This is a genomic window from Myroides phaeus (assembly GCF_009799805.1).
GTDB classification, from domain to species: domain Bacteria; phylum Bacteroidota; class Bacteroidia; order Flavobacteriales; family Flavobacteriaceae; genus Flavobacterium; species Flavobacterium phaeum_A.
This window is the reverse complement of the sequence record NZ_CP047050.1, coordinates 1586620-1612789: the sequence shown is the minus strand read 5'-3', so window position 1 is coordinate 1612789 and position 26170 is coordinate 1586620. Positions and strand designations below refer to the sequence as shown.

Here is a 26170-nt window from a genome sequence, read left to right as displayed (position 1 = left end):
TTTAATAAATTAAGAATTAATTAGTTTCGGATGGATTAAATTTTCAAGAGAATAAATTTCATCCCATTTCTCTTGAGAAATCAATTTACGTTCCAAAACTACAATTTCATGAATGTTTTTTCCTGAAATTAAAGCCTCCCCTGCAACACTTGCAGAAGCTTCATATCCCAAAATCGGATTTAATTGAGTAACAATACCAATACTATTCATTACAAGATTTGCACAATGCTCTTCATTAGCTGTAATTCCAAGTACACACTTATCAACTAAAGTTTCTATTGCATTTTTTAAATAATCTAAAGAAGTAAACATTGCAAAACCAATTACAGGCTCCATTACATTCAACTCTAATTGTCCAGCTTCAGCGGCCATTGTAACCGTTAGGTCTTGTCCGATAACATAAAAGCACGTTTGATTTACGACTTCAGGTATAACAGGATTTACTTTTCCAGGCATAATTGAAGAACCTGGCTGACGAGCAGGAAGGTTAATTTCGTTGAATCCTGTACGTGGACCAGAACTTAACAAACGTAAATCATTACAAATTTTAGAAATTTTCACGGCAGCACGTTTAAGAGTTCCCATAATTTGAACATAAGCACCAGTATCACTTGTTGCTTCTATCAAATCAGGAGATAATGAAAGCTGTAGATTTGTTTCTTTAGCCAGATAATTTACGCACAACTCTGGATATCCTTCAGGAGCATTTACTTTCGTTCCAATAGCAGTTGCGCCCATATTTACTTCTAAAACTAATTTTTGCACCTCTCTTAGTCTGAGTAAATCCTCTCCAATAGTAGTAGCATAAGCAGAAAACTCTTGTCCTAAAGTCATTGGAACAGCATCCTGCAATTGCGTACGTCCCATTTTAAGGACTCTATCAAATTCTTTACCTTTAAGTTGAAATGCACTTTGAAGTTTTTCAAGTGCTATACAGAAATCATCTATTTTAAGATATAAAGCAATACGGAAAGCAGAAGGATAAGCGTCATTAGTAGATTGAGAACAATTTACATGATTATTAGGGTGAACAAAATCATATTGTCCTTTTTCATAGCCCAGATACTCTAAAGCTATATTTGCAATAACCTCGTTAGCATTCATATTTACAGAAGTACCAGCACCACCTTGAATAAAATCACTAACAAATTGATTATCGTATTTACCTGCTATTACTTCATCACAAGCAAAAGAAATTGCCTCACATATCTTATCATTTAATACACCACAATCACGATTAGCTAAAGCAGCTGCCTTTTTAACCCATCCTAAAGCTTTAATAAGTTTAGGCTCATGGTGCAAAGTAATGCCAGTAATATTAAAGTTTTCTACAGCTCGGAAAGTTTGAATACCATAATATAATTCATTAGGAATATTTAACTCTCCTAAGAAATCATGTTCTTTTCTTGTATTTTTCATATATAAAAATTTTAATTCATTACATTTTATTTGTAATCAAAAAACTTTTACTAGCCCCCACTATATATATTTCATACTACATTGTAAAGTTGCAATGAAAATAACATTATAAAACTGATAAATCACCATACTTTATAATAAAAAATATTCATAAATTAATAAGAATCAAACAATTACCAAATTACAATATTTCAACAAAAAACAGACAATACACCTCAAATCAACAACTATTCACCAACTATCACTTACATTGTTCTATTTTTAACGACTTTCTTACAAATCATTATAATACACACCCTCCCTTTAACTCTTATACTTCTATAACATAGCGATATGAAAATCACTAAAAAAAGTTACTATAAATGCTAAAGAAAAAAAAACATTAATGTTTTTAAAATTTATTTGATTTATAATTGGTAACAAACTATACTTAGATTACAAAATAACAAATACACTTACCCAAATTCATTCTATATAAATAAATACAGTAGTTTTGTTGAAAATAATAAAAATGACAAAATCACTTATAGCTTTAATTTTATTAAGTACGACAACATTATTCGCTCAGAAATTAGAAATCATTCCATTAGGAGTATATGGAGGTGGTGATGAAAGCAATCTATCCTCATATTTAATCGGAGTGGAGAATACAAATAGCTACCTGTCGTTAGATGCCGGAACAATACGCAGTGGTATAAACAAAGCAATTGAACATAAAACTTTTAATGTTACCAATGAAACAATTCTTAAAGAATATATCAAAGGATATTTTATTTCACATGGCCATTTAGACCATCTATCAGGACTAATTATAAACTCCCCTGAAGATAGTCACAAACCAATTTATGCATTACCTTTTGTAATTGATATTTTCAAAAATAATTACTTCACAAATGCATCCTGGTCAAACTTTGGGAATGAAGGTGATTCTCCTATAATAGCGCGTTATACTTACAGTAGAGTAAAGCCTATGGTAGCTTTCAATATAAACAATACACCATTAACTGCTGAAGTTTTTGAACTAAGTCATGTTAATCCACAGAAAAGTTCAGCAATATTAATCAGAAATAATGATGAATATATTTTATACTTTGGAGATACTGGAGCAGATAGAGTAGAAAAAACAAATCACTTAAACACTATTTGGGAGTATATAGCGCCCCTTATAATCAACAAAAATCTACAAACTATTATGATAGAAGTATCATTTAGTAATAGCCAACCAGAAGATAAACTTTATGGACATTTAACTCCAAATTTACTTATTGAAGAAATAGGAAATTTATCAAAGTACACGGGTAAGCAAGCTTTAGAAAACTTAAATATAATTGTTACCCATCTTAAGCCAAGTGGCAAGCAAATAGAACAAATAAAACAAGAATTAACAAAAGGTAATATATATAATCTCAACTACATTTTTCCGTCACAAGGAGTTAAAATATCACTATAACAAAAAATCCACTTCAGTTTGAAGTGGATTTTTTGTTATATATTAATCGTTTACTTGTTTGAATAAAAATTTATCAAAGACATAAACAGTAACAAAAGCAATCAGTGAAGGTATTAACCAAGGCACATCATAACTACTCATTGGTAACCATTTTATAAAACTACTTGCCTTTTCAGAGAAATCAACGAAATCATATTTCAATGAAATAAATGAACTAAACTGAATCAATGCAACAATAGCAGTAGTTATTATTGCTCCGACAAAAGGAGCTCTACGTTTTACTCTCTTTCCAAAGGCCACCATATAAATAATCAATGTCAATGTAATAGGATAAATAATTCCTAAAAAAGGAGCTGCATAATCAATAATACTATCTACACCGTTAACTGCTAAAATTGCAGAAGAAACACACGTTATAGTTACTACTAAACGATAACTCAAAAATCCTTTTGTAAGTTGACTAAAGAAAGTTCCTGTTGCACATACTAATGCTATTGCAGTAGTTAAACAAGCTAACGCTATACAAAGAGATAAAGCAAAAGTACCTTGTGTACCTAACACACCATTTGAAATATGTAATAACAATTCAGTTCTCTTCAGATGCTCTCCAATAGGATAACCAGAAGTTGCTCCTAAATAAACTAATCCTCCATAAATAAACAACAAACAGAAAATAGCAACAGACCCAGCCATAAAAGTAACCTTAGTTTTTTCTTCTAATTTTACATAGCCTTTTGATTTTACAGCAGATATAATAATACCAGCATAAATAACAGAAGCTAAAACGTCCATCGTTTGATATCCTTCAGAAAAACCAAGTCTAAAAGCATCATCATTACTTCTTTCTAATAAAGCAGTAGTATCAATAGGCTTTATAATCCCTAATATAACCATTGACACCAAAAGTAATAAAAGCAAAGGCGTTAAATATGAACCAATTATATTAACAACTTTAGACGGAGAAATAGACAAAACTAAAGTTATAGCAAAAAATATAACAGATGATATTATAGGACTAAAATCAGGCCAAATAGCTAAAACGCCAATTTCATACGTAGTAGCAGCCGTACGAGGAATAGCTACCAAAGGTCCAATACTCAAAATAATAGCAGTTGCCAATATCCAACCCAACAAACTGTTTATTCTCTTTCCTAAATCAGTAAACTCATCACCAGAAATCAACACCGCTATTATTCCTAAAAAAGGAGCTAAAATAGCTGTAATTGAAAAACCTGATACTGCAAAATTCCAATCTCCTCCACTTACTAAACCTATAATTGGTGGTAAAATAATATTCCCCGCTCCAAAAAACATTGCGAATAAGGCAAAACCTATTATTAAGGCATCTAGTGCTGATTTTTTTTTCATTGTAATCATATTTGTATTCTATTTATAAGTCGCTAAAAGAGAATAAACAATAGCTTATAAAAGCTACAAACTTTAGGTGTAAATTCTACATTTTTTAAACTAAAAAAATATTTAAGGTGCACAATATATAAAAAATATCCCTAAAAATTGCAATTACCCCAAATCAATACATTCAATTTATTTTACTTTATAACTAAAAAAAAGAAAACTACTTGGCTTTTTACAATTAGCAAGTCTATTATAATGTTATAAATAATTGTTTCTATCTACTTCCATAAAACTATAGTTATCTAACCTAACAAGCCTATCCTCGAATTAATGATAAGAAATTACTTTTCTTATAAAATCTATGTTTATTAATTCAACAGCAAAAAAACATTACAAGTTAAATTGCTTATACTAAATAACACAAAAGCAAATTAACATTATTGTGTTATAAAAGCAAAAAATATAAATAAATAATAATTAAAGTGAATTTTAAAGCAAAAAAGTCAACAAATAACACGAAATACACAACATAATAAGATATAATATTATTTATTTTTACATAATCAAGCAATATTTATTTAACAAATAAAACTTATCGTTATGATGCAAAATAAAAATATAATTCACGCAGATGGAGAAAACCAATTTAATAATTGGCCAATGACAAATAATATTTATGTTATTAAGCATTCTATAGATGAGATGCTGATGTTACCTATTGAAAATAGCAATCTATATGCTATTTCATATGTAAAAGAAGAAGCCAGTTATTATAATGGATACACTACAAAAGAAATAAAAAAGCCCTGTTTATTCTTTTCTATTCCAAGTGCTTCAAAAGAAATAAATTTAAAAATTAAACAACCTGCTGTTATATCAGTCCTATTTGAAAAAAGCCTCTTGGGACTTAATAATCAATTACTATATAAACTTAATAATTCTGTAAAAAGCTTTCCTTTATTATTATTAAATGAAAAACACGAAGAGTTTGTTAGAATAATTGTTGAAAAAATAGAAGAAGAACTTAATAGCTGCTTTCCCTCTAAAAGTGAACAAGTAAGAAGGTTAATTGAATTACTAATTTACAAGAACTATAAAATACAGCCAATTCAAACTTGGGACAAACAAAATGTAGATAAAGGACGTGTTTGTCAAAATTTTTTAGATTTATTAGAAATGCAATTTCCTGTCACTAAGAATGGGAACAAATTAAAGGCAAACAAACCTTCATATTTTGCTGACAAATTAAATGTTCACATAAATTATTTAAATTATACAGTTAATAAATCATTAAACATATCTACATCCCAATGTATTAAAGATCGTATTATCTCAGAATCTAAAAACTTATTACATTATACAGAATGGTCAATAACCGAAATAGCATTTACATTAGGATTTCAAAGTCCAGGTTACTTTTCAGCATCCTTTAAAAAGGAAACAGGACTTACACCTAATCAGTTTAGAAAAATAAACAAAATTGCATCATAAATAATTTCCAAAATCAGAATTGTACTTACTATACAATTCTCCCTAATCTTTAAATAAGAAAGCCACTGATTGATCAGTGGCTTTTAACATTTATTCTTTTACAGTTCTCAGTAATTCAATTTCAAATATCAATGTACTATTCGGACCAATTTCCTTGCTAATATACTCATCCTTATAAGCGTATTCAGCAGGAGTTACCATTTTGAATTTTGTTCCTATTGGCAATTTAGGAACTACGATTTGATAAGCTTTAATCAACTTATTCAACATAAATACTGCAGGTCTGCCTCTTTGAATAGAGCTATCAAAAACATCACCATTTACATTAACCCCTTCATAATGACACTCAAACTTATCTTCCAACTTAATAAATTCACCAGTCCCTAAAGAAAGTACTTGATATGCAATTCCTTCAGGTAATACAATTACATTCTCTAATTTCGAAAACTCTTTTAAAAATTTTTCACCTTCTAAAATATTTCTATTCGCTAACTCTTCTTTTCGCTTTTTTAATAACTCAGCAACTCCCATATATTAAATTCAATTATTTCTTACCTCCCTCTGTCTTTTTCAATTGGTACTTTCCTTCTATTAATTCATGTTCCTGGTATGTATGTAACTGCCAAATACACAAATTCTCAATTGCACGAGTACAGCCAATATACCATTCATACGGTGTTAATTTATTCGGTTTATCTACTATCAAAATAACATTCTTGCGTTCCAATCCTTTAAACTTTACAGCTGTTGTATACTGTAATTTAGTAGGCTTTAATGTTAAGTTAGCAGTAGTCAATTCCTCCATTCCTAATTCAAGAATTAAATCTGCAACGTTATTTCTACGTTGCCAAACTTTACTTTGTACAAGAACAATCACATCTTCAGCTTTCAAAGACGACTTAGGATCATTAATATTTCTAATCAAAACCTCCATTGCCTCTTGTAATTGTTCGCGAGTTTGAAACGAGCGCAAATCTATTTCATCATATTCCTTATGATGCATTACATCATCCCATTCTTCTGGATGCGCTTGAATATGTTCTGCTATTTGACGTATTTGAGTTTTTTGAGCACTACGTCTTACTTTGTGTAATTTAAAATGCGTGAAATACTCCTTCATAAAATAAGCATAATCCGAAACATCACGTCCAAAAAGCGAGAAACTTTGATCCAAATCATACAACAAGATAATATTACCTTGCTTCATACCATTATGATCTCCACACAACTTATGCATCATTAAATGCAAATTCCTATCAAACAGATCTTGAGCCTCATCAATAATCATATAATCATAATTAGGCAATTTATTTTCACTTTGAAGAAAATCAATAGTTTCTTTTATAAAAACCGCAAATTTAGCAGGTTCTAAATAAAACAGCTCACTTTCATTTATTCCAGGTAAATTATCAACTATAAACTGAGTCATCGTAATACAGTCAATATTTACATTTAGCGCTTTAAAACGTTGAGCATTATACCCACACAATAGTGCATTCCAACACAAATAGATTCCTTTACGCCCTACTTGCATTTCAGCATAAGCCATTGCCATCGTTGTTTTTCCAGTACCAGGAGCTCCTTCAATCATCAAACGAGGGTTCTCTGAAAGAGAATATAGTATCTCTAAATTCCTCTCTTTCAACCACTCTAAAGAGTCATAAGTTTGAAACAAGTTTGTATCCTGTACAACAGGGTTAAACGTATTTATAATCGTTGATATTTCTGCTTTAGTAAGCTTTGAAAACCGAATAGGGTGAATACTTTCTAATCTATTCTTTGTATATTCATAGATATGTAAAAAGAATTTCTCAATATTCTTATACCTATCCTTTTTCGTAAAATCACTATAAATTAATTGAGAATCATAAATGGTGTTCTCAATTGCTATTTTTGTAGTAGGAAATGATACTGCTTCACAAAACTGTACATGTTTAAAGTTTGGAAAAACCTTATTCATCAAGGTATACTTATACCCTTTAACTTGTTCAAAAGGATTCTGATTTAACCATTTCTTTCTTCTTCCATCTTTAAAACAGAATCTTCCTTGATCTACAAATATATTTCCACCCTTTACTTCTAAAACTATCACACCAAATTCTGACACAATAATAAAATCAAGCTCAGCATCAGCTTTTGCTCGTTTTACATTACTATTATCGTGAAAAGGTAATTTCATACTGTACCATACATACCAATCATACTTACTTTTGGAAAGGGACTCAACAATATCTCTATATACCAAAAATTCACCAAAAGGTACTTTAACACCATTAATTACCAATTGTTCTAACTCGTCCAACGGATATTCTGGATATATTTTTAAAGGCATAATTTTTTAGTTTTTCAAATCTCACTAATTTACCAAAAGATTTTAGCTCACACAGCCTAAAACCACATAAACTTTTCAGTATTCCATTAATCTCACAATAAATAATCTGAATACTTTCTCAATTCATATAAGCAGTAAAAAAGATACATTTTTTCTACATATACAAGTAATAAAATACAGACCTTGAAATTAGTATTCACTTCATTTCTTAACAAAATTTAAAAAAATCAATTACAAAACTAACTTTTTATAATCCACCTCAACAAAAAAAGACAATACTAAAATATAGTATTGTCTTTTTATTTTCTTTATTTCTTTTACTCTCTTGGAAATACAGGACGTCTCATTTTATACTTACTTCCTGACAAAGACTCAAGAAACGCAACCAATGCTTTAATTTCTTCCTTATTTAATTCTAATGGTTTCATTAATGAATCAGTAACAGGATATAAAGGATCTGCTAATTTTTTTTCTGCTGTCGGATTAATCATTTTCATACCGCTATTGTACATATTTACAATCCCCTCCAAATCATCAAATAATCCATTGTGCATCCAAGGCCTTGTCAATAATAAGTCTCTTAATCCTTGTGTTTTGAATTTACCAACATCATCAAGGTTCTTAGTAATTTCATATCTTCCTAAATCTTGGTATTGACGTTTATAATAAGTCAACCCAATATTATGAAAATCTTCATCTGTAAAATACTTTCCATTATGACAATTCATACATCTGCCCTTTGTTCGAAAAATATGTAAACCATAAACTTCTTGCTCAGTCAATGCATTATACTTTCCTTCAACAAAAGCATCAAATCTACTTGGCTGACTCTTTATAGTACGTTGAAATGAAGCAATTGCACCAACTATTCTCTCATATGTAATTTCACTATCACCAAAAGCCTTTTCGAAATATGTTTTATAGCCTTCAATTTTTTGTAATTTAATAGGTAAATCAACTATATCGATTGCCATCTCATTATGTGCACTTAAAGGTCCTGCTGCCTGTTCCTCTAAAGAAGATGCTCTACCATCCCAAAAAAAAGAAGCTCTCTCTGCGATATTGTACAAAGAAGGTGTATTTCTTGGTCCTTTTAAATGATCGTGTCCTAAAGCTACCATACGTCTATCTGTCCACCCTAATTCAGGATCATGGCAAGTGCTACACGAAATCTGATCAGACTTAGATAACTTTGGATCAAAAAACAATAGTTTACCAAGAACCACCTCAGCTTTATCTTGCACCTCAAAAAATGTAGAATCACGTTTAATACTACTCAACTCCTCCCATTTTACTCCCTCGTCAATAATAGGCTTAGGCCATTCTGCTATTGGTTTTTTATAACTATCTATAATTGCTAAATAAGCAGGATCATCGCTTCCTACTAACTTCTCAACAATAGTATTAAAACCTACCAAACCAAAAGCCAAAACACCAGATAATAAAAAAACTACCTTTCTCATTTTGTATTCTATTTGCTGTTAGAAAGTAACACCAACTGCTACTCCCATATAATTATTTGATTTATTAATGTTATATTTTGTTTGTTCTACTTGTGCTTGTACGTAAAAAGCTGGGACCTTCTCTAACTGTAAATCATAACGAGCTACCAAACCTATTTGTTTATAATTCGCATTCATTACCTCAAAGTTTGAATACAACATTTCTGTTACACCTTTTTGAGAAGGAAAATCCATTAACTTATTCGTACTTTCCTTGACATTTCTAACCTTGACGTACGGTTTTACATTTAAAACACCAGACTTAGATATTTGTCGCATATAATCTATAGTCAATCCAAGATGAATATATGTAAAACGTTGTTTTGCAAAAGTATCTTTTCTGCGTTCACTATTTTGTTCAACTCCAAAAAAAGGAATAGCAACCAAGCGATTTACCTCATCTTTATACTGATAAAATAACTCACTAAAGAAATTGCTCTCAATGTATTTATACAATTCTTTCTCAGCTAATCGCGTTATTATCTTTGCATTCTGTGTGTAGAAATACTCTGTACCAATAGCCTCTTTTAACCAATAGTTCATCTTCATTCCTACCCTATGTTGACCAAAGTCAAAAAACTTTAATCCACTAACTGTATAAGTCGTTGTTTCTAACTTCGCTAAATCATACGCATCAACACCTGAATCACCTTTATTCTTTGTTAGATTAAACTTTCCTATTACCCCTTGTAACACAAAACTCTTATTTTTACTCTTTGCTAAAGTAGCTCCAACATTGTATCCAAATCCCTCAAAAGTAGAAACCAAATCTTTAGCACCACTAAAAAAATAGTTATAACTCCCCAATCCACTCATATGATACACATATGGTTTACTGATTTCGCTTACAAATTTCACACTACTATTTTGTGTGTACTTATTAAAATGTCCAAACACTCCAATTTCATAATCTCGATAAAAGTTGTAATCAATTCCAAGGTCCATTTTAAAAATAGAGGATGTATTCTTTGACCGTGGGTCTACTTGTCTATATCCATTTTTAGCTACATAATTCACTTCCCCTCCAAGCACCCATCTATTCCATTGCTTAGCAAAACCACCGGCAAACTGATAAACTTCCTGTTTCATTGTTCCTCCTACAGAATCAGCTACGATATATGGACCAATTATATCCTTATCTAAACTTTCATTCCAAACCATATTCTGCTGGCGTTGGTTCATATAAGAAGCGCTTCCCCAAACCACTTTATTCCCTTTCAAACGTTGAAATGAATTAGTACTAATCTTAAAACCTTCTAACCCATCACCATCTTGTAACACGTATGCATCCTTCTTATCCTGCTGGTAGTTTACACCTAACTCAGAAAAAGACAAATCACTATACACGGTCATCCTTGCCTTATTAGTAAAAAATGATTCACTAAACACGCGTTCAGCACTGTATTGGTTTTCTATCTTATTATAGAAAGACAATGTATCTTTTGTTTGCGCGTACCCTCCTAAAGAAAACACCCCACAAAGAACACTAACCAATTTTTTATATCTAAATTCCACAACAACCTCTTTTTACTTGTGACTAATTCCATTAAGCAAACTTGCTGGGCTATCTGGCACAAAGTCAACTGTAGAATTATTAGTATCCTTATAAACATTACGCCCTGCAGTATTCTGTCCTAATGACTTTCTTCTTATCGCTTTACCAAAACGCGTATCATCACTTTCAGACGAACCACAATAAGAAAAGCCACTATCTAAAGATGCTCCCATTACCAAACGTTGAAACTTAGGAGCAATACTACTATTTACCCCATCGACAATCCACGCATTCGGAATTTTATAAGTAGACTTTTTCGTTTCCTTACCTGTAGCATTCACATAAGAATAATCATACTTATGATTAGCCAACCAAGACTCCACACTTTCACCTTCAGGTAAACGCGCCAATACATGTCCTTTATACCCTCTGTTATGCATAATAAACATACTATATTTCATATTTGTATAAACTACAATCGCATTAGGCACATTTGGGTTATCTGGCTGGTTAATTGCGGGACTCTCTGTTATAGGAAATTCAAAATCAGCATTAGTCAAATCTGGACCAGGGATGTTTGCTGTTCTGTGATTTTGAGCATTATCAGCAACAACAATAAAATCTCCAGGCTCTACAGGATAATCCTTTCCTTTTCCGGGTAACATTAATACGCCATCAACAGGAAAAGCACTATCAAAAACATTAGGTGTCTCATTATTATCTGTCGTAGTCAAAAACTCTGACTTACAAATTAACAATCCATCCGCATATAACACCTCATCCGTATTATTTACTATCTTAAAATATTGCCCTGAGTTATATGCTTTCCCTTCCAATGTTTTCACACCTGTAAAAAATATTTCTTCAAAAATGAAATCCTTGCTGAACTGTTTAACTCTCAAATCAACCACTAAATTTAGCACTTGTCCTGAAGCATCTAACTTATCATTTACACCACCTACTCTGATTTCCTCTCCATCCTCTAAAAAAGCAGCACCCTCCACTGACATACGGTAAGCTCCAGTAGGTAATGCAATAGAATAAAACGACACACCTACCACTTGTTCTTTTGTCACTAACCCCGTATTAATTTCTGTAAATTCTAAGTCCAGCTCCTTAAACTCCTTTACTCCATTTGCTTTAAAGTTGATAGAAACAATTGTAGATTGATTTATACCAGCAGTAACATCATCATCACTCAAACAAGAAGAAACTGAAATCCCCAAAGTAAAAACAGTTAGCAAAATATATAGTACTCTTAACTTCATCTCTATTGTATTCTTAAATATTAAAATTAATCTCCATTCCAAAATAAGGACCTTCAGTATCCTTTCTGTTTACTTTCACTCCATTTAAAGTATATGATTGGTAATGTGTAAACAGCCTATTAACAAACATTGAGGCTTTCACTGATTTATAAATTCGTTTAGACACCTTAAAATTAGCATTAAACGTAAAAGGCAATCGTGTTTGCATCCCATCAGTAGTAGAAACATTTCTTACTAAATTTTGTAGCATTGGGTCTGTTTTATCCTCTTCTGTAAATGAGTGTACCTCATTGTCAAATCCAAAATACGCATACGGTTCAGCAACGCGATTTAGCATTTGTTCTCTTCTAAACAAATCCCCTTGTAAAGAAGCTGAAATATTCATATCAATACTCGGCACATACGTATCAATAACAAGGTTGTAAACCATAGACGATTTCTTATACCCATTATCATCAGCGTAAATTCCGACATAAGGATAATCCTTTCCGTTCAATGTAATTCCTGGACGATAATAAAAATCAGAACTATTAGAATATATTGTTTTAAACCAAGCTCCATTTAAAGTAAAACGTGTATTAATTCCCTCAATTCTCGGTGAACTATACCCGAATTCAATCCCATCTTTAAACGTATTACTTCCATTTTCACGCATACTATATTGATAATGTAGTAATCTATCTTCGTATAATGTTCCCTCTAAATTAGGACGACCTAAATCATCGTTCCACTGCAATCCAGTCGTCTCATACTTTTTGTATTCAAACCCTCTAAAGTAATTTACATCCCTAAACCCATTATTCATACGCTCGTTGAAATAAGTCACAAACAACTTGTGCTTTTTATAAGATAAATCAAGGCGAATTTCTCTCTTTATATTCTTAGCGGCAACTAACGAATGATTTTCCGTATTCAACTTAAAAGTGTTAAACTGTGCGTAACTATTATTATTTACTTGATCAAAGTAATTCACTTCAAGCATATCAAAATATCTATCATTTGGATAAAGCAACGAAAGCGTAGGCTGTTTATACAACTCACCATATCCTAATGTAACATCTGTTTTCAACACATCTTGTCCTAACCTAACATCCGGAAGTCCCCATTGAAAATTAACACGAGGTTCTGCATATACCCTATCACTTGTACTAAAATCACTTCCAATTCCCAACATCTTAGATAAACGCACACCTGTGTATAGCTGAAAATGGTGATTACCTGTTTCATATTCCATCCTATCCCCAATAAATCCAGCTAATATCTGAGAAGCGGGAATATCTGAGAATGGTCGTGTTCTACTATTTACAAGTCCCTTAGATGGTGGAAGCAAAGGATCGTAAACTTCCCCCTTGCCATTATTCTTAGAATATCTAAAGTCAATCCCCGTTTCAATATTATGAGCAATACCACTTGTATTAACCCCTAACTCTGTTTGTAACTTAACATTAATGTTTACTGGTCGTCCTTCTGTTCTAAAGTCTGACACATAAGACAATGGCAAGTAGTATCCTTGGTTAATCCCAGTTTCACGGCTTGTAGAAATAGCTTTAAAACCAGTTTGTTGTACAAATGTAGTTCCTTTTATGTCCTCTATTCCTTGAGAAAAAGCAGTATTCAAAGTAATCTTTTTAAACACATTCTCTTTATCAAACTCCCATTTAAAGTTATTAGCTATACTTATATTTTGTCTTGTATTTTTATACCTATCCGTACGTGCATAACCACTATCTGGATCAAATTTATCATTATCAATAGTACTATTGTAATCCAAATTAGCATTCCATATTAAATCATATCCATTAACAACAAAAGACTTCTCCGTACGAAAAGAAGTAGAAATACGTTTATAATTTTCCAATGTATTAGTCGGTTCATTCTTTGCATCAAGATAATCCATACTTAGATTTAGCTTCCAACCACTACGTGTGTCTACCCCTTTTCCAACATAATACATCTTACTAAAACCATCTGCTTTAAAACGAGCTTGTAAAGGCGTATAACCAATCTTTCTTTTGATTTGAATTAATCCAGACGTTAAATCACCATAAGCAGCAGTAGGAATACCCCTTGTTATCTCAACACTTTCAATATCGTTTGTTGATAGAGTACGCATATCTACTCCTGTTCCAATTGTATTTCGCTTAGCATCAACCTTACCACTACTCAACATTTGTTCCTGATAAGAAGAAACTTGTAAATCAGCGTTAGAATTAATAGGATTTCCATCTAATATAAACTGTACACCAAGAGAACCAGTGTCATACCCTTGTTTACCAGTTTCGCGGAGTAACACAGGGTTTTTACCCGTCAATACAGGATCTTTTGCTTGTCCACCAGGAAGAAGTTCCATCAAATCTGAAAAACTTGAAGGCTGTAAGTGTTCCATCGCTTGGCGATTTATTACCGAGGTAGAAGTCAATCCCTTCCCCTCTTTTGCAGTAATTACCATCTCCTGTAAAATATTAGATAAAGAAGTTAACTGAATAGTAATGGCCTTCTTTTGCAATAAATTAATTTGTGTTGTAGAACTCTCATATCCAATATGTGTAACCTCTATTCTATAATTGTCCGCAGACAACTTAAAATCTACAATCCCTTTAGTATTTGTAATACCTACCAACTCTTTTGTAGCACTACTCACGAGAATAGTTACATCACTTATCGATTGTTTATATTCATCTTGTATAGAAATAGTTAAGTCTATTCCTTTATCTTGACCAAAAATATGAGAACTACAAAAAAAGGCACAAAGCACTAAAGCTATTGACAATACCTTATGTAAACGTGTCATTAAATATAAATTTGAAACTTCGCGACAAAATTAGACAAGAATTAGAATGTAAACTAATTTATTTAGACTCAGTTCAAATAAATACGACTATAGTAAAATAGAATAATTACAAATAACTATATTATATATAATTCACATAATTGAAATAAAATATACAACAATAGATGAAATTTATTACTAATAACACCTTTCTAAAATATTCCTTATACTAAATAATATACCTAACACGACTAAAAAATTATAGATACAGATGATATTTATACGTTAGATATGATAATATAATGTGAGTATGGCTAAAACTATTAGTCTATCTTAATTCACAATATCGTTAATGTCTTAATTGAAAGCTTTTATGGGGACTACGTACAAACATCCTTTTTTTACAAGAAACAAAATAAACGAAGATTTAAAATGTAATACATTGGATTGTTATTGTGATAAAGAACATATCATAGGGTAGTTTTACACGTACTATGTTCGACACATCTACCACTCAAGTACCACAGAAGTTCGGAAAACAAGCCTTTTTACCGAAGAAGTGTGGTACTTGAGTGGTGCTTGTCCGAAACAAGTATCAAAGAAGCCTGTAATGATACTACTTTAATTCCCCTTTAATTAATTGAGATACTAAGAACAAATTACTGGTCTGGTCATCAACTATGCATAAGGCAACATAATTAGACTGAAGATTAAAAAGGAATATGTACCCTTATATTGAATCCTTCAATGTGAAAGTAAAGCACTTTAAACTAACCTTTTTTTTATTAAACCCTTTTCTTATATCAAACTCACATAAATATAAGTCTCTCTTTCTCATTTATCTTAATATTTGTACTAACAAACACTGATACAGCTTACTTTTTAAGTACTCAAAAAAAAACCGGTTATAAACATAATTTATAACCGGTTGTGAACATATTCTTTTATTTTTCTAATCATATCGTATCGCTTTTACAGGCGATATTTTCGTAATCATATAAGATGGTATCAATAACACCAACATTGCTATAACTATAACTCCAATATTTAACAGTAATACATCTGTAAAGCGAATTAACACAGGAGCCTCTCTAACATAATAAGCTACTGGATCTAATTTGATAATGCCTGTATACTTCTGAATCATTAAGACCCCTAAACCAATAATATTACCATATATAAGTCCTTTCACAATTAAATACACTGCATTGTACAAAAACATTTTACGAATAGACCAATTATTAGCACCTAATGCTTTCAAAATACCAATCATTTGAGTGCGTTCTAATATTAAAACTAATAAGGCAACGATCATATTAATTGATGCGACAGCAACCATAATGATAATAATAACCATAATATTAAAGTCAAACATTTCAATCCATCCGAAAATATTAGAATATTTATTTGTAATCGTTTTGCTGTCTACTGTAGATGGTAACTCTAAATACAACTCACTTCCCTTCTTATCTATTTCATCAAAATTCTTAACTAATACTTCTACACCACCAATCTCATTTTCGTTCCATCTATTTAAACGCTGTACGTGTTTCAAATCTCCAATAACAATATTAGCATCGAATTGTTGTAAACCTGAATTGTAAATACCTACAATATCAAACTGACGAACATTAGGTACTTTATTTCCCCACTCTTTCATAAAGTACGTAGTCATTTTATCACCTACATCTAAATGCAAACGATCTGCCATATATTGAGAAAGCAACACTTCATTACTCATTGTATTACCCATTTCTGGTAAACGACCAGCAACAAGATAGTCTTTTATTTCTCCAAGATTATAAAGAGAGTCTACACCCTTATAGATAATTCCTTCAAAAGCAGTCTCTGTACGAATAATACCAGCCTTTGATGCATATACTTGTACTTGTTCAATCCCATCTACCTTTTTAAAGGCATCAGAATTAACAATATCTCTATCTAAAGGTTTCAAAGTTAAGTCACTTACATTGCTATCATAATTAGTAATAATGATATGACCACTAAAAGCTGAGATTTTATCTCTAATTTTGTACTTCAAACCCAAACCAGTAGCTACGGATATTAGCATCATAATAATCCCTAAAGCAATAGCAGTTATTGCAATTTTTATAATTGGAGCAGAAATACTACTTTTATAATTACTTGACGTAACTAAACGTTTGGTTATAAAATATTCTAATTTCAAAGTAAATATGGTATCAAATTCAACGTTCAAAAATACATTTTTATTCTTAGTATGTCTATTGGTTTCTTGCTTAAATGTAAATTGTCGTGCTACAAATAAAAAGCCTCTTGCAAAAAGCATTGACACTACTTTATTAGTTGGTGCTGAAAACACAGCATTGTATTTTGACAAATTACAAAACAAGAATATAGGAATTCTGACTAATCAAACAGGAGTTATCAGAAGCAATACATCTACTGATAATTATGATACTTCTATTGTTGATTTTCTTTTAGCTAATAATATAGCTGTGAAAAAAATATATGCACCTGAACACGGTTTTAGAGGAAATGCTGATGCAGGTGAATTAATTAAAGATGGTAAAGACATTAAAACAGGGTTACCTATTATATCTTTATACGGAAATAGTAAAAAACCATCTAAAGAACACTTAGCTGGAATTGATATTATGCTTTTTGACTTACAAGATGTAGGTGCACGTTTTTATACCTATATTTCTTCATTACATTACTTGATGGAAGCTTGTGCTGAAAACAACATTCCTCTTATTGTATTAGATCGTCCTAATCCCAATATTGGTATAGTAGACGGCCCCACTTTAGAAATGGAAAATAAGAGTTTCGTTGGTATGCATCCAATTCCTGCTATGCACGGAATGACTATTGGTGAATACGCTCAGATGATTAATGGTGAAAAATGGTTGAATAAAGGTGTACAATGTAACTTAACAATCGTGCCAAATACAAACTACAATCGTAGTATTACTTATTCATTACCTGTACCTCCTTCTCCAAACTTACCTAATCAAAAAGCGATAAACTTATATGCAAGTTTATGTTTCTTTGAAGGAACAAATGTTAGTTCTGGTAGAGGTACAAACTTACAATTTCAAGTATATGGTTCTCCTTTCTTAACTAATATGCCCTACACTTTTACACCAAAACCAAATGCTGGTGCTAAAGCCCCAATGAACAATGGTAAGTTATGTTATGGAGAGAACTTATCTCAAGAAGAAGACGTAACTAAACTCGAAATTAAATGGTTGTTAAAAGCTTATCAGAGTTCTAAAAATAAAACTAATTTTTTCAATAATTTCTTTATTAAATTAGCAGGTACTAAATCATTAAAAGAACAAATTATTGCTGGTAAAACTGAGCAACAAATCAGAAGTACTTGGCAAAATGGTTTGGAAAATTTCAAACAAAAACGTAAACCGTATCTAATTTATTAGTAATAAATCTAAGTCCCCTTTTGAAAACACCTAACAACAGATACATTTCTCGAAAAGCATTTATTGCAATTGGAACAGCTATTTTAGCTATAACAATGATTTCTATTTACTTCTTGAGTTCGTCTATCAATAACAGTAATCAAGAAACCTATAAATATATTACACAAAAGAACTTTTATCAAAAATTAGGTGCTCTTGAAATGGAGTTTCAGAATTTAGATGAACATCTCTTATCCTTAGGTGAAATTACTGAAACAAGCTCTATTCAAGACCTAAAGATGAAATTTGATGTTTTGTCAAAAGTTTATAACAACGGAAATATAATTCGCTTGAATTGGTTTTTGGTTATTAACGAACAAAACCAAGTTATTGATTATTATCTTGGTGCCAATAGACAATTTCACAATGACCACACTTTTGTGAAGACAATCTTAGCTAATCCAACCTCCTCAGTAGTAAACAATTTTGTTGTTAAAGACAACCATTACTATTGGCTGATTTACAATAGTCGCTCTTTAGAAGATGGAAATAAACTAATCTATGGGATTACTTTAGATATGGAAAGTTTTCATAAATATTTGACTACAATAGATGTTTCAACTCCTAATTATGCATATATATTCACCAAAGAAGGATTGTGTATTTATCATCCTGAGATAAGTATAATAGGAAAAAATGTATTTGAGTTATCAAGTCTAAAACCACAAGATACTATTAGCTCCTTTAAAGCAAAAGAACCTCCTGTAGTACTGTCTGAATACTTAAATTTAGAAGTATTTCGCTTTATAAGCCCTTTTAACTCTAAGAACTTCAAAGGGTATATCACAGTTAATTTTCCAAAGTTTAATGTAGACGACAATGTAAAACCTATTCAAAGAAATACTATACTTATCTTTATTACAACTGTTTCTTTAATTGTAGTACTTTTTTATTTTTTTAGCCAAGCTAACAAACGTGCGCACTTAGAGAAAAAAGAATTAGCAATAGAAAACGAAAAAGTAAATAAAGAGAAAGCGTTAATGCAGTTACAACAACTAAAAAATCAAATCAATCCGCATTTCTTGTTTAACTCATTAAACTCACTTTATATGCTCATTGATATTAATCCAGATACTGCACAAAAATTCACATTAAATCTGAGCAAAACATATCGTTACCTAATTACCCCTCCCGAAGATAATATCGTTGATTTGAATGACGAAATAACCTTTATTCAAAAATATATTACACTACAACAGATTAGATTTTCAAAAGAATTACACTTTGAATTAGTTAATAAGAATGGCAATCATACAGATAAAAAAATCCCTTATTTAGCATTGCAAATTACAGTTGAAAATGCACTAAAACACAATATTGCAACAACTGAAAATCCGCTACTAATTCAAGTCATTATTGAACGAGATTATATTATTGTAACTAACAATTACAATCCTAAAAAGTCTCATCAACAAGGAGAGTTATTTGGTTTAAAATACTTACAATCAATTTATAAATATTACAATAAAACTGATTTTATAGCAAGACAAGAAGGAGATACTTTTGTGTGTATCTTACCTTTATTCTAATTTAAAAAACAACCATTCACTCCATTTTTCAATCCATTCACTCTTTAAAATTTTATGCTTAAAATTAAGGTGAGTAGCTTTAGCGTAATTTAACTATAACTTTAAATAGGAATGAATAAAAACGCGGTAAAACTAACTATCAGTGCATTACTACTTTCTTGTGGGCTATCACAGGCAACTTATGCCTTGGCTCCAAAAAAGAAAGCAACACCAAAAGCTGAAAAAGAAGTTACCAAAGAAAAGGATTCAACAGATAGTAAAAAAAACAACTATGCTGATTTACTAAAGAAAGGAACTTATAAGAAGGGAATGTTCAATACAATTCAAGTAAAAACGGATGTGTATTTTGAAATTCCAGATAGCTTATTAAACCGCCAATTCTTAATTGTAAATAAATTATCCCAAGTTCCTTTAGAAGTTAATGATGCAGGAGCAAATAAAGGAATGAATTATGAAAATAAATTAATTACATTCCACAAAGATACATTAGCAAATAAAGTATGGGTTAAGACAGAAACAACACGCGTTACGTCCCCAGAAAAAGACGCTATAACAGAATCAGTTAAAAACAACTTCATTCAATCTGTACTTGAGGTATTTGATATTGAAGCACAAAACCCTGATTCTACTTCAACAGTTATTAAAGTAAATAAAGTATTTGACGGAAGTCAAAAAAGTTTTAATGACGTATTAACTGGATTAGGACTTCCAACATCTATTAAAACAAACTTATCCTTTATAGAAGGTGTAAAAACATTTCCTGAAAACATCGTTGTGAAGTCATTAATGACTACAAGTGTAAATGAAGGAACTGGAGATATGCCCGTTTCATTAGGTGTGACAAGTAATATTGTATTGCTTGCAAAAGAGCCTATGCAACCTCGTATCGCTGATAAAAGAGTTGGTTTTTTTACAGAAAAAAACTGGTTCTTTAGTGATGCTCAACACAAAATGGAGCAACGAGAATTTATTACTAAATGGCGTATGGAGCCAAAAGAAGAGGATATTGAAAAATACCTTCGCGGCGAATTAGTAGAGCCTAAAAAACCAATTGTATACTATATTGACCCAGCTACTCCACCACAATGGAGACAAAAAATTATAGCAGGTGTTCACGATTGGCAAGTAGCTTTTGAAAAAGCTGGTTTTAAAAATGCCATTATTGCAAAAGAACCAACTGAAGACGACTTAGATTTCGATATTGATGACGTTCGTTATTCTGTTATTACGTATGCTGCATCACCGAAAGCAAATGCTATGGGCCCTTCTGTAATGGATCCAAGAAGTGGTGAAATCCTTGAGGCTGATATTATTTGGTGGCACAATGTAATGACATCTGTTCATAGTTGGATGAGAATTCAAACAGGACCTATTGATCCAAAAGCAAGAGCTAACAAATTTACAGATGAACATATGGGTGAAGCTATTCGCTTTGTTTCGTCTCACGAAGTTGGGCATACTTTTGGTTTAAAACACAATATGGGGGCTTCTTTCGCCTTCCCTGTTGATTCATTGCGTTCTAAAGAGTTTACTGATAAAATGGGAGGAACTGCTCCTTCAATTATGGACTATGCACGTTATAACTACGTTGCACAACCACAAGACGGAGTTACTGCAATTACTCCTCAAATCGGGTTATATGACAAATATGCTATAGAATGGGGATATCGTTGGTACCCTGACCAAGAAACAGAGAAAAAAGCACTTCGCAAGATGATCGAGGACCATCAAAATGATCCTATGTACTTCTATGGAGAGCAACAAAGTTTCTTAAACATCGTTGACCCACGTTCTCAATCTGAAGACTTAGGTGATGATGCTATGAAAGCAAGTGAATACGGACTTGAAAACTTAAAAATAGTAGTTAAAAATATTATTCCTTGGACTTACGACGAGGGAGAGGATTATTATGAAGCTGGTAAATTATACATGGGCGCTGTCGGACAGTGGCAAATGTATAACCAACATGTACTTTCAAATATCGGAGGGGTTTATTTAGACCATGCTGTATACGGAAACAACAAAAAAGCATACGCACCTGTACCTTACGATACACAAAAAAGAGCTGTTGAATACTTGGCTAAACACGCATTAGAAATTCCAAATTGGTTATTCTTTAATGATGTTGTTGAAAAAACATATAGTTTAAAAGACTCTCCTGTAGGTCCATTTGAATATTCTCCTTACTCATTAGCAAGAGAATTACAATACACTACTATATACTATACTTTGATGGACGAACGCTTATTACGTCTATTAGAAAATGAAGTATTAGAAGCGGAAATGAAAACTGAAAAGAATTTTACTATTAATGACTTGTTTACAATGCTTAATAATGAGATTTTTGCAAAAACAAATAAAGGTAAAGCCCTTTCAATTTTCGACCGTATGACTCAAAAGAACTATGTTGATGCGTTGATCATTGATGTAAACAAGTTATTTGAGAAAACGAATAAAAAAGGATTAGTTGCTAACACATCTTTACAATTTCCAACATTGTGTAATCACCTTGAAGGAGATAAAGAATTGAGAAACATTAACTACACAGTTATGAAAAGAGTATCTGAAGTTACTTCTTATAAAAAAGCTGAGTTAATCAAAATCAAAAAGCAATTATCTAAAAAGAAGAATACAGGAGATAAAGCTACAAAAGCTCACTACTTTGATATAATCAATCGTATTGACGAGGCTTTAAATCTTCAGTAATACACTAACCCCACAATTTTTTAAAAGGAACTATGAAGAAATTTTTCCTCCTTTTTTCACTACTAACTATTTCTTTTGTCTTTGCACAAGAGAAAAGAGTGATTACAGGTTTTGTTCAAGATAGCGTGGACAAACTTGGGTTACCTGGTGCTTCTGTGATTGTAGAAACACAAACTGTTTCTAATGCAACAGGACACGATGGTATAATTGAAAGTACAAGTATCGGTACTATGACGGACTTTGATGGGAACTTCTCATTTCAAGTACCAACAGATACAAAAGCAATTCGAGTTAGTTTTATTGGTTATGAATCTAAACTAATCAATTTAACATCGAAAGAGCACTATGTTGTAACGTTAGGTGCCGATGACAACATCTTAAACGAGGTTGTTATCACAGGTTACCAAACGATTGAAAAAAGAAAACTTACCTCGTCTGTAGCACAAGTAAGCATGGCTGATATTGAGCAAGCTGGTGTTGCAAGCGTTGATCAAATGTTAGCTGGACAAATTGCAGGGGTTGCTGTAACTCCTCAAACTGGAGCTCCTGGTGGACCTGCTAAAATAAGAATTCGTGGTACTGCATCTCTAAACGGACCTCAAGATCCTTTATGGGTTATTGACGGTATGCCTTTAGAAGGTAACGACTTACCTGATCTAAACGATAAAGGAAGTATTGCTGAATTACAAAACTACTCTATCACAGGTCTAAACCCTGATGATATCTTAGATATCACTATTCTTAAAGATGCTTCTGCAACAGCTATTTATGGTGCAAGAGCTGCTAATGGTGTAATCTTAGTTACCACTAAAAAAGGGAAAAAAGGGTCTATGAAAGTAAACTTTACGGCTAATACTTTCATCAACGAAAGACCTAACTTTAATAAGTTGAATCTAATGAATTCATCTGAAAAAGTAGACTTTGAATTAATGTTAGCTGGTAGAAGTGACATCTATAATACACGTTCTAACCAAGGTGAAGTAATGCGTATTCTAAATGGCACGAACCAATTAGATGCCTACAGAAATGGTGGTTTTGACGCTTTAAGCTATGAAGCACAATCTGCAATTAACAATTTAAAAAACACTGATACTGATTGGGGTAAATTATTATACCGTCCTACTTTTAACCAACAATACGGTTTAAGTATTTCTGGTGGTTCTGATTTATCTGATTACTACTTCTCATTAGGTTATTTTAATGAAGAAGGAACAACTATTGGAACAGGATTTGAACGTTACAACATCACGTTAAAAGACAACTTTCAAGTTAGTGATAAATTAAGAGTTGGTGTAGCATTATTTGGAGCTCAATCTAAAAAGAAAAGCTTTGTTACTGATGCTGATTCAAGTATTAATCCGTCTACTTATTCAAGAAATGCGAATCCTTATTTAGCACCATATAACGAAGATGGTAGCTATATGTATGACAAAGATATATCAGGATATAGTGGAAGATATGTTCCTTTTAACTTTATGGAAGAAAGAAACAATACAAGCTATGAATTAGAAAATAAATCATTAAAAGCTGTATTTGACTTAGAGTACCAAGTGTTAGAAGATTTAAAATTGACTTCTCAATTAGGCTTGCAATTAGAGAATAATGACACTGAAAAGTACTTAGGAAAAGAAACATACTCTACACGAAAATTCCGTGAAGGTACTCGTTACTTCAAAGGAGGAAAACCATATTATTTCTTACCTGAAGGAGGAATTATTGAAAACTTTACTGATAAATACTTCCAATACAACTGGAAAACACAAGCTACTTATAATGCTATCTTTAATGATATGCACGAAATAGATGTAATGGCTGGTATGGAAATTCGTAAAACCGACCGTACGACTATCAAGTCTAAAGGGTTTGGTTATGATTCAAATTCATTAACAACAAAACCTATTGTTTTTCCTGAAGGAAGTACTGACACTACTGATAAACTATACGAAACATATAAAAGAGCAGAAGATGAAAATGCCTATGCTTCATTCTTTGCTACAGCTGCCTATACTTTTAATAGAAAATATACTGTTTTTGGAAGTGTTAGATATGATGGTTCTAACTTATTTGGTGTTGACCCTAAATATAAATATGTACCATTATGGGCTATTTCAGGTTCTTGGAATGTAACGAATGAGAAGTTTATGGAAAATGTTGATTTCATCAGCAATTTGCGTTTACGTGCTTCTTATGGTTTACAAGGAAATATTGATAGAACAACTTCTCCTTTTGTAATTGGAGAATACCAAACATCAACTATATTACCAGGTAATCCAGAAAACACTATTCAAGTAACAAATGCTCCTAACGGAACATTGAGATGGGAGAAAACAACGAATACAAACTACGGATTTGACTTAGGATTATTCAATAACAGAATTTCTTTGGGGTTTGACGCTTATAATAGAAAAAGTACTGACTTAATTGGATTAAGAGCATTACCTCTTGAAACAGGTTTTGAATTTACTAATATGAACTGGGCTCAAATAACAAATAAAGGTTATGAAATTTCTTTGACAACAAGAAATATCTCAAATCCTGGATTTAGTTGGACTACTACATTCAATTTTTCTCACAACAAAAGTAACATTGACAAAATTCAAACATCGGATACACAAAGAACACCTGATCGTGAAGGAAGACCTGTTAATGCAGTATTCGTAATCAAAACTGCTGGTCTTGACGAAAATGGTAATATCTTATTTTGGAAAGATGGGGCAAAAGTTTCGGGTACTGAATTCTTCAAGTTAAAAGATCAAATGCCTGACATCTATCCTGGTTCTGGAGTAATTTCTGAATTAACTGATGAAGAATACAGAAACTTATATTCTTATGCAGGAGATAAAGATCCTAAGTTTACAGGAGGTTTAATCAACACTTTTAAAATTAAAAACTTTGATATTACAGTATCTACTGCATTTAACATCAAGCAAACAGTTTTAAAATCACCTTCGTATAACCCTGGAATGGTTGACCCTGGAAGAAATTATACTACAGATTTATTGAATACTTGGACTCCAGATAATCCAAATGCTACATTACCTGGAATCATTGGAGATGACTATGGAGACCCTTTCAATAACTTAAGTAATGACAATTGGATGATGGCGAAATGGTTTACTGGTGGGGATGCTGGAAACTCATATAGATACTTAGATATTTGGAAAAAAGATATTAGCTATTTGCGTGTTAGTAGTATTCGTTTAGGTTATACATTACCTAAAGATGTTTTAAATAGATTAAGATTAGACAATGTAAGATTTACATTAGAAGGTCGTAACTTATTTGTTATTGGAACTGATTACGATGGTTATTTTGATCCTGAAACGTATGGTAATATCTACGCTCAACCTATTCAAAAATCAATCACGTTAGGACTTAATGTAACTTTCTAACA

The 26170-nt window shown here is 31.7% G+C and carries 15 protein-coding genes; 6 read left to right on the top strand and 9 right to left on the bottom strand.

Translation table 11 applies throughout. From position 1 onward, the window contains the following. Positions 1 to 9 precede the first annotated feature (9 nt). The gene (gene aspA / locus GQS07_RS07210) at positions 10 to 1419 is read right to left on the bottom strand and encodes an aspartate ammonia-lyase (RefSeq protein WP_158210224.1); all 1410 of its coding nucleotides are present in this window, start codon (positions 1417 to 1419) and stop codon (positions 10 to 12) included. A 511-nt stretch (positions 1420 to 1930) separates the two neighbouring features. Here aspA and GQS07_RS07205 point away from each other — a divergent pair. Beyond that, on the top strand, positions 1931 to 2869 hold the full coding sequence (locus GQS07_RS07205) for an MBL fold metallo-hydrolase (RefSeq protein WP_158210223.1): 939 nt from the start codon (positions 1931 to 1933) through the stop codon (positions 2867 to 2869). 42 nt (positions 2870 to 2911) lie between these two features. Here the strand turns inward: GQS07_RS07205 and brnQ are convergent, their stop codons facing one another. Continuing rightward, the gene (brnQ, locus tag GQS07_RS07200; protein WP_158210222.1) at positions 2912 to 4237 is read right to left on the bottom strand and encodes a branched-chain amino acid transport system II carrier protein; all 1326 of its coding nucleotides are present in this window, start codon (positions 4235 to 4237) and stop codon (positions 2912 to 2914) included. A 588-nt stretch (positions 4238 to 4825) separates the two neighbouring features. Between brnQ and GQS07_RS07195 the strand changes: the two genes are divergently transcribed. After that, positions 4826 to 5716 carry a helix-turn-helix domain-containing protein gene (locus GQS07_RS07195; protein WP_158210221.1) on the top strand — a complete coding sequence of 297 codons (891 nt, stop codon included), beginning with the start codon at positions 4826 to 4828 and terminating at the stop codon, positions 5714 to 5716. Positions 5717 to 5806: 90 nt separating this feature from the next. On the opposite strand, the gene GQS07_RS07190 is transcribed toward GQS07_RS07195, so the two are convergent. The 7 genes from GQS07_RS07190 to GQS07_RS07160 form a co-directional block, all read right to left on the bottom strand. Then, a complete protein-coding gene (locus GQS07_RS07190; protein WP_158210220.1) occupies positions 5807 to 6247 on the bottom strand; it encodes an FKBP-type peptidyl-prolyl cis-trans isomerase in 441 nt (146 codons plus the stop codon). A 13-nt stretch (positions 6248 to 6260) separates the two neighbouring features. After that, complete coding sequence (locus GQS07_RS07185) at positions 6261 to 8048, bottom strand: nuclease-related domain-containing DEAD/DEAH box helicase (protein WP_158210219.1); 1788 nt, start codon at positions 8046 to 8048, stop codon at positions 6261 to 6263. Between the two features lie 317 nt (positions 8049 to 8365). Continuing rightward, a complete protein-coding gene (locus GQS07_RS07180) occupies positions 8366 to 9511 on the bottom strand; it encodes a cytochrome-c peroxidase (protein ID WP_158210218.1) in 1146 nt (381 codons plus the stop codon). Between the two features lie 18 nt (positions 9512 to 9529). After that, the gene (locus tag GQS07_RS07175) at positions 9530 to 11065 is read right to left on the bottom strand and encodes a DUF6850 family outer membrane beta-barrel protein (RefSeq protein ID WP_158210217.1); all 1536 of its coding nucleotides are present in this window, start codon (positions 11063 to 11065) and stop codon (positions 9530 to 9532) included. A gap of 12 nt (positions 11066 to 11077) precedes the next feature. Next, a complete protein-coding gene (locus GQS07_RS07170) occupies positions 11078 to 12313 on the bottom strand; it encodes a DUF4876 domain-containing protein (RefSeq protein WP_158210216.1) in 1236 nt (411 codons plus the stop codon). A gap of 13 nt (positions 12314 to 12326) precedes the next feature. Further along, the gene (locus GQS07_RS07165; RefSeq protein ID WP_158210215.1) at positions 12327 to 15104 is read right to left on the bottom strand and encodes a TonB-dependent receptor plug domain-containing protein; all 2778 of its coding nucleotides are present in this window, start codon (positions 15102 to 15104) and stop codon (positions 12327 to 12329) included. A gap of 931 nt (positions 15105 to 16035) precedes the next feature. Then, a complete protein-coding gene (locus GQS07_RS07160) occupies positions 16036 to 17271 on the bottom strand; it encodes an ABC transporter permease (RefSeq protein WP_158211346.1) in 1236 nt (411 codons plus the stop codon). Between the two features lie 7 nt (positions 17272 to 17278). On the opposite strand from GQS07_RS07160, the gene GQS07_RS07155 reads away from it, so the two are divergent. From GQS07_RS07155 to GQS07_RS07140, 4 genes are all read left to right on the top strand, one after another. Then, the gene (locus GQS07_RS07155) at positions 17279 to 18502 is read left to right on the top strand and encodes an exo-beta-N-acetylmuramidase NamZ domain-containing protein (protein ID WP_158210214.1); all 1224 of its coding nucleotides are present in this window, start codon (positions 17279 to 17281) and stop codon (positions 18500 to 18502) included. 20 nt (positions 18503 to 18522) lie between these two features. After that, a complete protein-coding gene (locus GQS07_RS07150; RefSeq protein ID WP_233269242.1) occupies positions 18523 to 20070 on the top strand; it encodes a histidine kinase in 1548 nt (515 codons plus the stop codon). A gap of 111 nt (positions 20071 to 20181) precedes the next feature. After that, positions 20182 to 22776: a zinc-dependent metalloprotease gene (locus GQS07_RS07145; protein WP_158210213.1), complete on the top strand. Its 2595-nt coding sequence runs from the start codon at positions 20182 to 20184 to the stop codon at positions 22774 to 22776. A gap of 32 nt (positions 22777 to 22808) precedes the next feature. Continuing rightward, positions 22809 to 26168 (top strand): SusC/RagA family TonB-linked outer membrane protein, encoded by a 3360-nt coding sequence (locus GQS07_RS07140; RefSeq protein WP_158210212.1) that lies wholly within the window; start codon positions 22809 to 22811, stop codon positions 26166 to 26168. Positions 26169 to 26170: the final 2 nt, after the last annotated feature.